The sequence below is a fragment of the Lelliottia nimipressuralis genome, from assembly GCF_004402045.1.
Classification (GTDB): Bacteria; Pseudomonadota; Gammaproteobacteria; order Enterobacterales; family Enterobacteriaceae; genus Enterobacter; species Enterobacter chinensis.
In genome coordinates this window covers 86,513-98,888 of record NZ_SOMG01000012.1, presented here as the reverse complement: position 1 = coordinate 98,888, position 12,376 = coordinate 86,513, and the positions used below count along the sequence as shown (strand labels likewise).

The window sequence follows — 12,376 nt, the reverse complement described above, 5'->3', positions numbered from 1 at the left end:
AGCGGGTCATTCTCAGGCGCGTTGTTGATGGATAAAAGCGGCGAGCGTGGCAACGGAATAGAAGTGCTGACGCATCTCGTCGCTTTCGGCAGAAAGCACTACGCCGTACTGATTTTTCACAGCCAGCCCCAGCTCCAGGGCATCAATGGAGTCCAGACCCAGTCCGTCGCCAAACAGCGGAGCGTCGGTATCGATATCCTCTGGGGTAAGTTCTTCCAGATTCAGCGTAGAGATAATGAGATTCTTAATTTCAAGATAGAGCGCTTGCATCTTTTATTCCTGACAAAGATTGAAGACCGGATATTAATTGCTGCTGCATATGCCGGTTTAACTGCCTTGCCGCCAGCGCAGGTTCATGCTGGCTTGCATCGTAAAAATCATGAATGTTGATGCGTTCGCGTACATCCACGGTAAAAACAGGTTTTTTGGGCGGCACATTGTACCAGCGACTCTGTTTATCCAGCATGCGTTCGCTACAGTGGATCACCACCACGCGCAGGGATCGGTTGCAACGAACGGCGATATTCGCCGCCCCCCGTTGCAGGGTAATGGCTTCACCTGCGCGGGTGCGGGTGCCTTCCGGAAAGATAAGCAGGGTATCCCCCTGTGCCAGACGCTGCTGGCTGGCACGAAGCAGCGTTTCTGCTTCGCTGTTGATCAGGTAGTCGGCTGCACGGATCACGCCGCTGACGAAGGGGTTACGCAGCAACGCGCTTTTCACCAGACAGTCGGTTTCGTTCATGACCGAAGCGAGAATCACATAGTCCAGCAGCGAAGGATGGTTCGCTATCACCAGGCAGCCGCGCTCGGCGCGCAATACGTCCAGGTTGGTGAAACGGTAATCCAGCACGCCGGTTCCGCGAACGACCGCCAGAAACAGCCGAAAACTGGCTGAAATACTGCGTCGCGCCAGTCGGCGGCGTTTCGCGCGATCGCGCTGGAAAACCAGCAGCAGGTTAAACCAGACCAGCGACAGCAGCAGTCCGCCGAGGCCAAACAGCGCGAAGCAGAATCCGGTCATCAGCATGCGCCATAACCGATTGATACGGGACAGGAACCGGCTCATTAGCGTGTCCACTGCCACTGCAAACGCTCGCCCGCAAGGGTAAATCGCTGCGCGTCGCTCAGATAATGTCGCAGGAACTGAAGGCTTTGCGGCAACGCCGGCTCTTCACCTGCGCTTGCGCCCCGGGTTTCACAGCAGAGCGTGTCTCCGGCTTCAATTACCAGCGCAAGGGCGTAAGGCCAGACAGGCATCTGCGGCGGAAGTCCGGTTTGATAAAACTCAGGCAGTTCGCCGTCAAAATCTACCAGCAAAATGCGGGAGTAGCCCGCATGGAGCAAACTCAACACTTCGCACAAACTTTGCTGGAAAGTGTCTATACCGGCAGAAACCGAGGATGAAACAATTGGCTGACCCGCGGTAATAGTGAGGTTGCCGACCGCGGCATTGTGGACGGACATCGCAAAATCGGTGGGAGAGACGGGTTGCTCCGTCGCCAGCGCTTGCAGAATACGATAGTTGCGTTCAAGTTCGCCATGGCGACTGCTGTAGACCACGGCATCAATACGATGTTTGCGAAGCATCGCAAGACCGATATCGACGGCCAGCTTACTGCCAGAATTGAGACGGCGGGCAGTCATCATCGGCAGGTCAGTCAGTTTTGCAAGCGGCGCGGCGGGATCGATGGCTTCAGACTGGCGCGACCATGCCTGCCATGCATCGGCATCGCTGAGTCCTGGCGCTCTTGCCTGCCAGTCGATAATAGAGAGTGTGAATTTCATCTAAGCGCGTCCGCGATAAACCTGTTTCTGTGATGTTTTCTTCGCAAGCGCGATGTTGCAGCGTACATCGTACAGTGTTGTCGCAGGCTTGCGAATAACGTTACTCCTAAAAATTTCCCTTAGAGTAATGCTCCGTTCTACCCCAGATGCTTAACCCGGAAGCCGGCTTTTTGGTCGCCCTGGCCCAAGCAGAATGGCCAGCTTGCTGCCGCCTTTGGTGGTCTCCATCCAGATCTTACACACGCTGGTCAGGGGGACTGAGAGCAGCATCCCGACCGGGCCCAGGAGCCATCCCCAAACCAGTAAGGATAAAAACACCACCAGCGTCGACATACCCAGCCGGTGCCCCATCATGCGCGGCTCAAGAATATTGCCCAGCACCATGTGCACCACGAGGAACAGCGCGCCGACTAACATGCATTCGTAGAAACTATTAAACAAAAATGCCTGAATCATCGGCGGTACGGCAGAGAGCACCGCGCCAATATTGGGCACGTAGTTCAGCAGAAAGGCCAGTACGCCCCACATCAGCGCGAACTGCACGTCCATCAGCATCAGCCCCAGCCAGACAATGACCCCGGTCCATACGCTCAGGAGCGTTTTCAGCGCCAGATATTTGGAAACGCCCTTCAATGCACGGTGTAAGCCGGCAATGTGAATTTGTGGATTATTCAGCGCAAAGCGCAGCTTATAGGGAACGTGGCGGACTTCGAACAGCATAAACACTACCGTCATCACCAGCAGCAGAATGCTGGCCATCGCACCGGATAGCCCCGTCATCAAGGTGGTGGCGTAGGTCATGACTTTCTCTGAATCCATCCGGCGCAACATCCGTTCGGGTGAGATATGCAGATTAAGGGAAGGCACCATCTCCTGCAGCGCCACGATCTTCCGCGTGAGCTCTTTGTTGTACTGCGGCAGCATCGTGGAGAACTCGCTCAGCGAGGCCGCCAGCACGCCGAAAAGCGCGGTCAGGGCAATCAGCATCACGATGACCACGATGGTGATGGCTACCGGGCGGCTGACGCCCCGGCGTAAAAACCAGGTGACCAGGGGATTAAGCACAATGGCAAAAAAGAGCGCCAGCAGGAGCTGAACAATAATGTCGGCGGCAGCATGGATACCCGCAAGGATAACCACCAGACAGGCGAGTTTTAATAAGATGTGGAGTCCTGCTTTGTCGGACGGATTAGGAGTCATGCGCGTTCCTTAGTGTGATGACTCGGTAAGTGTAGTGCCCGGGCTTCGCTTCGTCTGGATCCGTTAATCTGAAAGTCGGTGCTGATTTTCTTATTGCGCCGTGGTAATAGTGAAACACTGTTGTAAAAAATCCAGGTAGAACCCCATGCCCGAACCTGCCGCTGAACCGGCACTGAGCGGACTGCGCCTTAATCTGCGCATCGTTTCCGTCGTTATTTTCAACTTTGCGAGCTATCTGACCATCGGCCTGCCGCTGGCAGTCTTGCCGGGCTATGTCCATGACGTCATGGGTTACAGTGCCTTCTGGGCGGGGCTGGTGATTAGCCTGCAGTATTTCGCCACGCTCCTCAGCCGCCCGTATGCCGGGCGCTACGCGGACGCGTTCGGTCCAAAAAGCATCGTGGTTGTCGGGTTATGCGGCTGTTTCCTGAGCGGCCTGAGCTACCTGCTGGCTGCCTCAGCCAGCCACTGGCCGCTGGTCAGCCTGGCGCTGCTCTGCCTGGGCCGCGTCATCCTGGGTATCGGGCAAAGTCTGGCGGGAACCGGTTCAACGCTGTGGGGCGTAGGGGTAGTCGGCGCGCCGCACATTGGCCGGGTGATCTCCTGGAACGGTATTGTTACTTACGGCGCGATGGCGCTTGGTGCGCCGCTCGGCGTGGCCTGTTATGCGTTTGGCGGTCTGTATGGGCTGGCTATCACCATTATGGTGGTCGCGCTTCTGGCGATCCTCTTTGCGCTGCCGCGCCCGAAAGTGAAGGCCAGCAAGGGCAAGCCGCTGCCGTTTCGGGCTGTGCTGGGGCGCGTCTGGCCGTACGGTATGGCGCTGGCGCTGGCGACCACCGGCTTCGGAGTCATCGCGACCTTCATTACCCTGTTCTATGACGCCAAAGGCTGGGACGGCGCAGCCTTTGCGCTAACCCTGTTCAGCTGTGCGTTTGTGGGCGCGCGTTTACTTTTCCCTAACGGTATTAACCGTCTGGGTGGGCTGAATGTGGCGATGATCTGCTTTAGTGTCGAGATTGTCGGGCTGCTGTTGACCGGAATAGCCATGGTGCCCTGGGTCGCGAAAGTGGGTGTGTTCCTCGCGGGGGCGGGCTTTTCACTGGTCTTCCCGGCACTGGGCGTGGTGGCGGTAAAAGCCGTGCCGCAGCAGAACCAGGGGGCGGCGCTGGCGACCTATACGGTCTTCATGGATATGTCTTTAGGCATTACCGGCCCGCTGGCGGGGCTGGTGATGGCCTGGGCAGGGGTTCCGGTTATCTATCTTGCCGCGGCGGGCCTGGTGGTTATCGCCTTGATGCTGACATGGCGACTAAAAAAATGGCCTCCGGTGCAGGCACCGGAGGCCACGTCATCATCGTGAAGTCTTACTGGATCACGATGGTGTTAATGATGTTTTCAGCAGCCGTCTGCGCTTTCTGCTGGTTTTCCGCAGGCAGGGTGATCTGCAGGGTCAGCAGTTTGTTATCGACCTTGCCCAGCACCACGGAAGAGTAGGCGGTCTGGCCTTTTGCAGAGATGATGCTGTCCAGCTGCTGCAGCGTGTGGCCTTTCAGCTCGATGGATTTATTGGTGACTACCTGCAGCTGCGGATCGCGGCCGCGCTGCTGATCTTCCAGACGTTTGGACAGTACGGCCAGGTCTTCGCTGGTGTCGTCGCCCACAATCACAATGACCGCTTTCTGCCCGGTTGCGTCGGAGTAAACGTGCATATTGTTCGCCTGGGTGCCCAGCTTGCCGCTCTGGTCAGTCATATCGGCTGGCAGAGAGAAACTGAGTTTGCCATCCATCAGATTCACCGGCTGGCCGGTCGCGTTGCTCTCTGCGGATGCGCCCTGAGCAGGCGTTTTCGTGTCGCTGTTATCACAGGCTGCAAGACCCACAACCAGCAGGCCAATCCCGACATATTTAACCAGATTGCGCATTGACTTCTTCCTTTCGATAAACGGCCATAACGGCTCATTCGTTCATCTTATCACAACTGATAAAGCGAACCCTTAACCAGCATGTAATGCCGTGATTTCAGATTTATCTGCCAGCCTTTTCAGCAGCATATTCAGCATTACGCCGTACATGGGCAGGAAGAAAACAATGCTGATGAGCACCTTGAAGCAGTAGTCCACCAGTGCGATTTCCATCCAGTGTTCGGCCATGAAGGCATCCGGGCTGCGCCAGAAGGCGATGAAGAAGAAGGCCAGCGTATCGCTCACGTTACCGAACAGCGTCGAGGCAGTGGGTGCCATCCACCAGCGATGATTCTGACGCAGGCGGTTAAACACATGCACGTCGAGGATCTGCCCCAGCGCGTAGGCCATAAAGCTCGCCGCGGCGATACGGGCAACAAACAGGTTGAAGTGGGTTAACGCCTCAAAGCCCTGCCAGCTTCCCATATAAAACAGAGAGGAAACCACGTACGAGATGAACAGCGCCGGAAGCATGACCGCAAAAATAATGCGGCGGGCCAGCGGTGCACCAAAGATACGTACGGTTAAATCCGTGGCGAGGAAAATAAACGGAAAACTGAACGCGCCCCAGGTGGTGTGAAAACCAAAAATGGAGATGGGGAGCTGCACCAGATAGTTACTGGAGGTAATCACCAGCAGGTGAAAAAGGGAAAGCCAGAACAACGCCTTTACGCGCTGCGATTCAGAAAACTGCGTCATATTGTGACCTTTTTATACGTTGGGGTGAGGGAACCCAATAAAAACCGCAGCATGATACTGCTTTGGCAGGACATTGCAATGGTTAGTTTTTACGCAATCGTTAACCTGGTTTGCATTGACTGCAACGGGGCGTAAACTACAGCCGTTTTTACCTGACCGAGAAGATCATGACCGACCTGTTTTCCAGCCCAGACCACACCCTTGATGCCCAGGGCCTTCGCTGCCCGGAACCGGTAATGATGGTACGTAAAACCGTGCGCAACATGCAGACCGGTGAAACGCTGCTGATCATCGCCGACGACCCGGCCACCACGCGCGATATTCCCGGTTTTTGTACCTTTATGGAGCATGAGCTGGTGGCTCAGCAGACTGAAGCGCTGCCGTACCGGTATTTGATTCGTAAGGGTTAGTCCTCTGCGGCCTGATGCCCTCACCCCGGCCCTCTCCCACGGGGAGAGGGAGAAAGTCATCCTTTCATCCACGCCCGGATCCCGTCCAGGAACATCTGCGTCGCCATCATCACCAGAATCAGCCCCATCAGGCGTTCCAGGGCGTTCACCCCTTTCTCTCCCAGCAGGCGCAGGAACAGAGACGACTGCAGCAGGATAATAAATGTCCCGCCCCAGGCGATCAGCAGGGCAATCACCAGATGGCTCATCTGATTCGGATACTGATGTGAAAGCAGCATCAGCGTGGCCAGAATGGTCGGCCCGGCGACGAGGGGAATCGCCAGCGGCACAATAAACGGCTCTTCACCCGCAGGCAGGCCGCTGCTGCTGCCTTCCGCGCTCGGGAAAATCATCTTAATGGCGATCAGGAACAGAATAATCCCGCCGGAAATCGAAACGGTTTCGGCGCGCAGGTTCAGGAACGCGAGAATTTTTTCACCCGCAAACAGGAAGATGAACATCACCAGCAGGGCGATAAGCAGCTCGCGGATCATGATCGCCCGGCGGCGCTTTGGCTCGGTGTGCTTCAGCACCGACATGAAGATCGGCAGGTTTCCCAGCGGATCCATTATCAGGATCAATAAAACCGCGGCGGAAATGATTTCACTCATGTAAATTATCCCTGAAACTCTCTATGGTTATTATGATGATTAGCTCTTTTTCTGATTGCCGGGCAATCATCGATTAATTTCGCTTGCGACTTTGGCAGCATTTTGTAATGTGAAGCATATCCCAGTTCAATACTGGCTTGCACAAACAGCACACACCCTCTGCAGGAAAAAAATGCTATGAAAAACGTTGGTTTCATCGGCTGGCGCGGTATGGTCGGCTCTGTACTCATGCAACGCATGGTTGAAGAGCGCGATTTCGACGCTATCCGCCCGGTCTTCTTCTCCACTTCCCAGCTCGGCCAGGCTGCACCGTCCTTTGGTGGTACCACAGGCACGTTGCAGGATGCTTACGATCTGGAAGCGCTGAAGGCACTCGACATTATTGTCACGTGCCAGGGCGGCGATTATACCAACGAAATCTATCCAAAGCTGCGTGAAAGCGGCTGGCAGGGCTACTGGATTGACGCGGCCTCTTCGCTGCGTATGAAAGACGATGCCATCATTATTCTCGACCCGGTTAACCAGGGCGTGATCACCGATGGCCTGAACAACGGCGTGAAAACCTTTGTCGGCGGTAACTGTACCGTCAGCCTGATGCTGATGTCCCTGGGCGGCCTGTTCGCGCAGGACCTGGTGGAGTGGGTCTCCGTGGCGACGTACCAGGCGGCGTCCGGCGGCGGCGCGCGTCACATGCGTGAGCTGCTGACCCAGATGGGCCAGCTGCACCAGAGCGTCGCGACCGAGCTGGCAAACCCGGCGTCCGCGATTCTGGATATCGAGCGTAAAGTCACCCAACTGACCCGCAGCGGCGAACTGCCGGTGGATAACTTCGGCGTACCGCTGGCCGGTGGCCTGATCCCGTGGATCGACAAACAGCTGGATAACGGCCAGACCCGCGAAGAGTGGAAGGGCCAGGCCGAGACCAACAAAATCCTCGCGACCGCGAACACCATTCCGGTTGACGGTCTGTGCGTGCGCATCGGCGCGCTGCGCTGCCACAGCCAGGCCTTCACCATTAAACTGAAAAAAGATGTGTCTATTCCGACCGTGGAAGAGCTGCTGGCCGCGCACAACCCGTGGGCGAAAGTGGTGCCAAACGATCGCGATATCACCATGCGTGAACTGACCCCTGCGGCCGTTACCGGCACGCTGACCACGCCGGTTGGCCGCCTGCGTAAGCTGAACATGGGGCCGGAGTATCTCTCCGCGTTCACCGTCGGTGACCAGCTCTTATGGGGCGCCGCCGAGCCGTTGCGCCGCATGCTGCGCCAGCTAGCGTAATAATTTGTTAACTACAGGGGGGTGATTTTCACCCCCTTTTTTTGCGTACTACATGGAGTAAAACGCATATGTCTTATTTTTATCAGGAGTCGTGTAGAGCGTTGGCTATGCTTTAAGGAAGAGTCATTTCTTACCTGAGGTTAGGACGGGCGACAGGATACCCGTTCAGGTCACATTAAAGTCGTCCCAGGCGCTAAAAAAGGACGACATAAAAAACAGGATGAATACCATGTCCGATCGTGTGGATAGAGACGTGATTAATGCGCTTATTGCGGGTCATTTTGCCGACCCCTTTTCCGTGCTTGGGATGCATCATACTGAGGCTGGTCTGGAAGTTCGGGCATTGTTACCGGATGCCACCGAAGTGTGGGTCATTGAACCCAAAACCGGCCGCAAGGTGGGTAATCTTGAATGCCTTGATTCGCGTGGCTTCTTCTCGGGCGTAATGCCCCGTCGTAAAAACCCCTTTCGTTACCAGCTCGCCGTCATCTGGCACGGTCAGCAAAACCTGATTGACGATCCCTATAGTTTTGGCCCGCTCTTAAAAGAGATGGACGCCTGGCTGCTGTCTGAAGGGACTCATCTGCGACCTTATGAAACGCTGGGTGCCCATGCGGACACGATGGACGGTATCACCGGCACGCGGTTTGCCGTGTGGGCGCCAAATGCCCAGCGTGTCTCCGTTGTCGGACAGTTCAACTACTGGGACGGGCGCCGTCACCCGATGCGTCTGCGCCGCGAAACCGGCATCTGGGAGCTGTTTATCCCTGGGGCGCACCACGGGCAGCTCTATAAATTCGAGATGATCGACGCCCACGGCAAGCTGCGCATTAAAGCCGACCCGTATGCCTTCGAAGCGCAGATGCGTCCTGAAACCGCGTCGCTGATTTGTGGCCTGCCGGAGAAAGTCGTTCAGACGGAGGAGCGCAAACAGGCCAACCGCTTTGATGCGCCGATCTCCGTTTATGAGGTACATCTCGGCTCCTGGCGCCGCCACACCGATAACAATTTCTGGCTCAGCTATCGGGAGCTTGCCGACCAGCTGGTGCCGTATGCCAAATGGATGGGCTTTACTCATCTTGAGCTGCTGCCGGTCAATGAACACCCGTTCGACGGCAGCTGGGGCTATCAGCCCACCGGGCTGTATGCGCCAACGCGCCGCTTCGGCACGCGAGATGACTTCCGCTATTTCATTGATGCCGCACACGCCGCCGGGCTGAACGTGATCCTCGACTGGGTGCCGGGTCATTTTCCGTCGGATGATTTTGCGCTGGCAGAGTTTGATGGCACGAACCTGTACGAGCACAGCGACCCGCGCGAAGGTTATCACCAGGACTGGAATACGCTGATCTACAACTACGGTCGTCGTGAAGTCGCGAACTATCTGGTCGGGAACGCGCTGTACTGGATAGAGCGCTTCGGCATTGATGCCTTGCGCGTTGATGCGGTGGCGTCGATGATTTACCGCGACTACAGCCGCAAAGAGGGCGAGTGGATCCCGAACGAATTTGGCGGCCGTGAAAATCTGGAAGCGATTGAATTCCTGCGTAATACCAACCGCATTATCGGCGAGCAGGTAGACGGTGCCGTGACAATGGCGGAAGAGTCGACCGACTTTGCGGGTGTCTCCCGTCCACCGTCATTAGGCGGCCTGGGGTTCTGGTATAAGTGGAACCTGGGCTGGATGCACGACACGCTCGACTACATGAAACTCGATCCGGTTCACCGCAAGTACCATCACGATAAGCTGACGTTCGGGATGCTCTACAACTACACCGAAAACTTCATGCTGCCGCTCTCGCACGATGAAGTGGTGCACGGCAAGAAATCCATTCTCGACCGCATGCCTGGCGATGCATGGCAGAAGTTTGCCAACCTGCGCGCCTACTACGGCTGGATGTTTGCCTTCCCGGGCAAAAAACTGCTGTTTATGGGCAATGAGTTTGCCCAGGGGCGCGAGTGGAACCACGACGCCAGCCTCGACTGGCATCTGCTGGAAGGGGGCGATAACTGGCACCACGGCGTGCAGCGTCTGGTCCGGGACCTGAACCTGACCTATCGCCATCACAAAGCGCTGCACGAGCTGGACTTCGATCCGTACGGTTTTGAGTGGCTGGTGGTGGATGACCATGAGCGTTCGGTGTTTGTCTTTGTGCGTCGTGACAAAGCGGGTAACGAGATTATCGTCGCCAGCAACTTCACGCCAGTACCGCGCCAGCACTATCGCTTTGGCATTAATCAGCCGGGTAAATGGCGCGAAATCCTGAATACCGATTCCATGCATTACCACGGCAGCAATGCCGGTAACGGTGGTCTGGTACAAAGTGATGCCATCGAAAGCCACGGGCGGCCAAACTCCCTGAGCCTGACGCTGCCGCCGCTTAGCACTATCTGGCTGGTGCGGGAGGGAGAATGACGCAGCTTACGGCAGGTAAACCCGAACCGCTCGGGGCGAGTTTTGACGGAAAGGGGGTGAACTTCACCCTCTTTTCCGCTCACGCTGAGCGGGTAGAACTGTGCGTGTTTGATGGTGAAGGTAACGAACACCGTTACGATTTACCGGCGCGCACGGGGGATACCTGGCACGGTTACCTGGCCGGAGGGCGGCCAGGAATGCACTACGGCTTTCGCGTACAGGGTCCGTGGGACCCCGCGCAGGGTCACTGGTTTAACCCTGCCAGGCTGTTGATTGACCCGTGCGCGCACCGCGTGGACGGTGAATTTAAAGACGACCCGCTATTCCACGTGGGCTACGGCGAGCCCGACCACCGCGACAGCGCGCCCGTCGTGCCAAAAAGCGTGGTGGTGAACGATCTCTACGACTGGGAAGACGATGCCCCACCGCGCACGCCCTGGGGCAACACCGTCATTTATGAAGCTCACGTCAAAGGGCTGACGTACCTGCACCCGTCGATCCCCAAAGAGATGCGCGGCACCTACAAGGCGCTCGGGCATCCGACGATGATTGCCTACCTGAAACACCTCGGCATCACTGCCCTGGAACTGCTGCCCATTGCCCATTTTGCCAGTGAACCTCGTCTGCAGCGGCTGGGGCTGAGCAACTACTGGGGCTACAACCCGCTGGCCATGTTCGCGCTCGAACCCCGCTATGCCGTCCATCCTGAAAAGGCGCGGGACGAGTTTCGCGATGCGGTGAAGGCGCTCCATGCGGCGGGTATTGAGGTCATTCTGGACGTGGTGCTGAACCACAGTGCGGAAAGCGATCTCGACGGCCCGACGCTCTCCATGCGCGGAATTGATAACCGTAGCTATTATTGGATCAGGCAGGATGGCGATTACGAGAACTGGACCGGCTGCGGTAACACGCTCAATCTCAGCCATCCTGCGGTCACGCATTTTGCTTATGAATGCCTGAAATACTGGGTAGAAACGTTCCACGTCGACGGTTTTCGTTTCGACCTGGCACCCGTGATGGGGCGCACGCCAGCGTTTAGCCAGCAGGCGCCGCTGTTTGAGGCGATAAAAAACTGTCCGGTGCTCTCGCAGGTGAAGCTCATCGCGGAGCCGTGGGATATCGGTGAAGGCGGTTATCAGGTCGGGAATTTCCCGCCCCTGTTTGCCGAGTGGAACGATCACTACCGCGATGCCGTGCGTCGCTTCTGGCTGGAACGCAATCTGTCGCTGGGGGAATTTGCCGGACGCTTTGCCGCGTCCAGCGATCTCTTTAAGCGTGACGGTAAACGCCCGTCGGCCACCGTCAATCTGTTAACGGCGCATGACGGTTTTACGCTCCGGGACTGCGTTTGTTTCAATCAGAAACACAATGAGGCAAACGGCGAGGAGAATCGCGATGGCACTAACAATAACCATAGCTTCAATCATGGTATAGAAGGGTTAGGCGGAAGCCTTGACGTTATCGAGCGGCGACGCGCCAGCGTTCATGCGCTGCTGACAACGCTTTTATTGTCGCAGGGCACGCCGATGCTGCTGGCGGGCGACGAGCATGGTCACAGCCAGCACGGTAATAACAATGCATATTGCCAGGACAACACCTTAACCTGGCTCGACTGGGGAGAAGCGAACAGCGGTTTGATCCACTTCACCGCGGCGCTAATCCATCTTCGCCAGCACATCCCCGCGCTGACTGCCGACAGCTGGTGGGAAGAGGGTGACGGAAACGTTCGCTGGCTGAATCAAGACGCGCAACCACTAAGCGCGCAAGAGTGGCAACACGGCGTACCCCGCCTGCAAATCCTGCTTTCGGATAGATGGCTGGTCACGCTGAACGCGACGGATGACGTCGCAGAGATTGTTTTACCTGAAGGGGAATGGCGCGCCGTTCCTCCCTTTGCCGGAGCGGATAATCCGGTAGTAATGGCTGTCTGGCACGGGCCTGCGCACGGAGTGTGCGTATTCCAAAGATGAT

12 protein-coding genes are annotated in these 12,376 nt (G+C 56.8%); 5 read left to right on the top strand and 7 right to left on the bottom strand.

What is annotated here, in order from left to right; all coding sequences use genetic code 11:
* Positions 1-12: 12 nt before the first annotated feature.
* The 4 genes from E3U32_RS06685 to E3U32_RS06670 form a co-directional block, all read right to left on the bottom strand.
* Entirely contained in the window at positions 13-270 is a 258-nt protein-coding gene (locus E3U32_RS06685) for a phosphopantetheine-binding protein (protein WP_010436544.1), read from the bottom strand.
* Positions 251-1,066: a lysophospholipid acyltransferase family protein gene (locus E3U32_RS06680; protein WP_134348140.1), complete on the bottom strand. Its 816-nt coding sequence runs from the start codon at positions 1,064-1,066 to the stop codon at positions 251-253. Before E3U32_RS06680 ends, E3U32_RS06685 begins: the two co-directional genes overlap by 20 nt.
* Positions 1,066-1,785: a beta-ketoacyl synthase chain length factor gene (locus tag E3U32_RS06675; RefSeq protein ID WP_134348139.1), complete on the bottom strand. Its 720-nt coding sequence runs from the start codon at positions 1,783-1,785 to the stop codon at positions 1,066-1,068. Before E3U32_RS06675 ends, E3U32_RS06680 begins: the two co-directional genes overlap by 1 nt.
* Positions 1,786-1,935: 150 nt before the next feature.
* A complete protein-coding gene (locus E3U32_RS06670) occupies positions 1,936-2,985 on the bottom strand; it encodes an AI-2E family transporter (RefSeq protein WP_134348138.1) in 1,050 nt (349 codons plus the stop codon).
* Between the two features lie 145 nt (positions 2,986-3,130).
* Between E3U32_RS06670 and E3U32_RS06665 the strand changes: the two genes are divergently transcribed.
* Complete coding sequence (locus tag E3U32_RS06665; RefSeq protein ID WP_134348137.1) at positions 3,131-4,348, top strand: MFS transporter; 1,218 nt, start codon at positions 3,131-3,133, stop codon at positions 4,346-4,348.
* A 4-nt stretch (positions 4,349-4,352) separates the two neighbouring features.
* Here E3U32_RS06665 and E3U32_RS06660 read toward each other — a convergent pair whose 3' ends face one another.
* Together E3U32_RS06660 and E3U32_RS06655 are read right to left on the bottom strand one after the other, a co-directional pair.
* The gene (locus E3U32_RS06660) at positions 4,353-4,910 is read right to left on the bottom strand and encodes a DcrB family lipoprotein (RefSeq protein WP_047345722.1); all 558 of its coding nucleotides are present in this window, start codon (positions 4,908-4,910) and stop codon (positions 4,353-4,355) included.
* 72 nt (positions 4,911-4,982) lie between these two features.
* Positions 4,983-5,648, bottom strand: coding sequence for a 7-cyano-7-deazaguanine/7-aminomethyl-7-deazaguanine transporter (locus E3U32_RS06655; protein WP_134348136.1), 666 nt, complete (start codon positions 5,646-5,648; stop codon positions 4,983-4,985).
* A gap of 167 nt (positions 5,649-5,815) precedes the next feature.
* Here E3U32_RS06655 and tusA point away from each other — a divergent pair, with 167 nt between their 5' ends.
* Positions 5,816-6,058 carry a sulfurtransferase TusA gene (gene tusA / locus E3U32_RS06650; protein ID WP_008503071.1) on the top strand — a complete coding sequence of 81 codons (243 nt, stop codon included), beginning with the start codon at positions 5,816-5,818 and terminating at the stop codon, positions 6,056-6,058.
* Positions 6,059-6,114: 56 nt separating this feature from the next.
* On the opposite strand, the gene yhgN is transcribed toward tusA, so the two are convergent.
* Entirely contained in the window at positions 6,115-6,708 is a 594-nt protein-coding gene (yhgN, locus tag E3U32_RS06645) for an NAAT family transporter YhgN (protein ID WP_003861574.1), read from the bottom strand.
* A 177-nt stretch (positions 6,709-6,885) separates the two neighbouring features.
* On the opposite strand from yhgN, the gene asd reads away from it, so the two are divergent.
* The 3 genes from asd to glgX all read left to right on the top strand — a co-directional run bounded on the left by asd (position 6,886) and on the right by glgX (position 12,375).
* Positions 6,886-7,989, top strand: a complete 1,104-nt coding sequence (gene asd, locus E3U32_RS06640) for an aspartate-semialdehyde dehydrogenase (RefSeq protein ID WP_033146834.1) — start codon at positions 6,886-6,888, stop codon at positions 7,987-7,989.
* Between the two features lie 229 nt (positions 7,990-8,218).
* On the top strand, positions 8,219-10,405 hold the full coding sequence (glgB, locus tag E3U32_RS06635) for a 1,4-alpha-glucan branching enzyme (RefSeq protein WP_134348135.1): 2,187 nt from the start codon (positions 8,219-8,221) through the stop codon (positions 10,403-10,405).
* Positions 10,402-12,375, top strand: a complete 1,974-nt coding sequence (glgX, locus tag E3U32_RS06630) for a glycogen debranching protein GlgX (RefSeq protein ID WP_134348134.1) — start codon at positions 10,402-10,404, stop codon at positions 12,373-12,375. Before glgB ends, glgX begins: the two co-directional genes overlap by 4 nt.
* Position 12,376: the final 1 nt, after the last annotated feature.

Bases quoted from the DNA above. Each gene is read 5' to 3' on its own strand.
- E3U32_RS06685 (WP_010436544.1), bottom strand. From the start codon at position 270: ATGCAAGCGCTCTATCTTGAAATTAAGAATCTCATTATCTCTACGCTG.
- E3U32_RS06675 (WP_134348139.1), bottom strand. From the start codon at position 1,785: ATGAAATTCACACTCTCTATTATCGACTGGCAGGCAAGAGCGCCAGGA.
- E3U32_RS06655 (WP_134348136.1), bottom strand. From the start codon at position 5,648: ATGACGCAGTTTTCTGAATCGCAGCGCGTAAAGGCGTTGTTCTGGCTT.
- yhgN (WP_003861574.1), bottom strand. From the start codon at position 6,708: ATGAGTGAAATCATTTCCGCCGCGGTTTTATTGATCCTGATAATGGAT.
- E3U32_RS06660 (WP_047345722.1), bottom strand. From the start codon at position 4,910: ATGCGCAATCTGGTTAAATATGTCGGGATTGGCCTGCTGGTTGTGGGT.
- asd (WP_033146834.1), top strand. From the start codon at position 6,886: ATGAAAAACGTTGGTTTCATCGGCTGGCGCGGTATGGTCGGCTCTGTA.
- E3U32_RS06680 (WP_134348140.1), bottom strand. From the start codon at position 1,066: ATGAGCCGGTTCCTGTCCCGTATCAATCGGTTATGGCGCATGCTGATG.
- E3U32_RS06670 (WP_134348138.1), bottom strand. From the start codon at position 2,985: ATGACTCCTAATCCGTCCGACAAAGCAGGACTCCACATCTTATTAAAA.
- glgX (WP_134348134.1), top strand. From the start codon at position 10,402: ATGACGCAGCTTACGGCAGGTAAACCCGAACCGCTCGGGGCGAGTTTT.
- tusA (WP_008503071.1), top strand. From the start codon at position 5,816: ATGACCGACCTGTTTTCCAGCCCAGACCACACCCTTGATGCCCAGGGC.
- glgB (WP_134348135.1), top strand. From the start codon at position 8,219: ATGTCCGATCGTGTGGATAGAGACGTGATTAATGCGCTTATTGCGGGT.
- E3U32_RS06665 (WP_134348137.1), top strand. From the start codon at position 3,131: ATGCCCGAACCTGCCGCTGAACCGGCACTGAGCGGACTGCGCCTTAAT.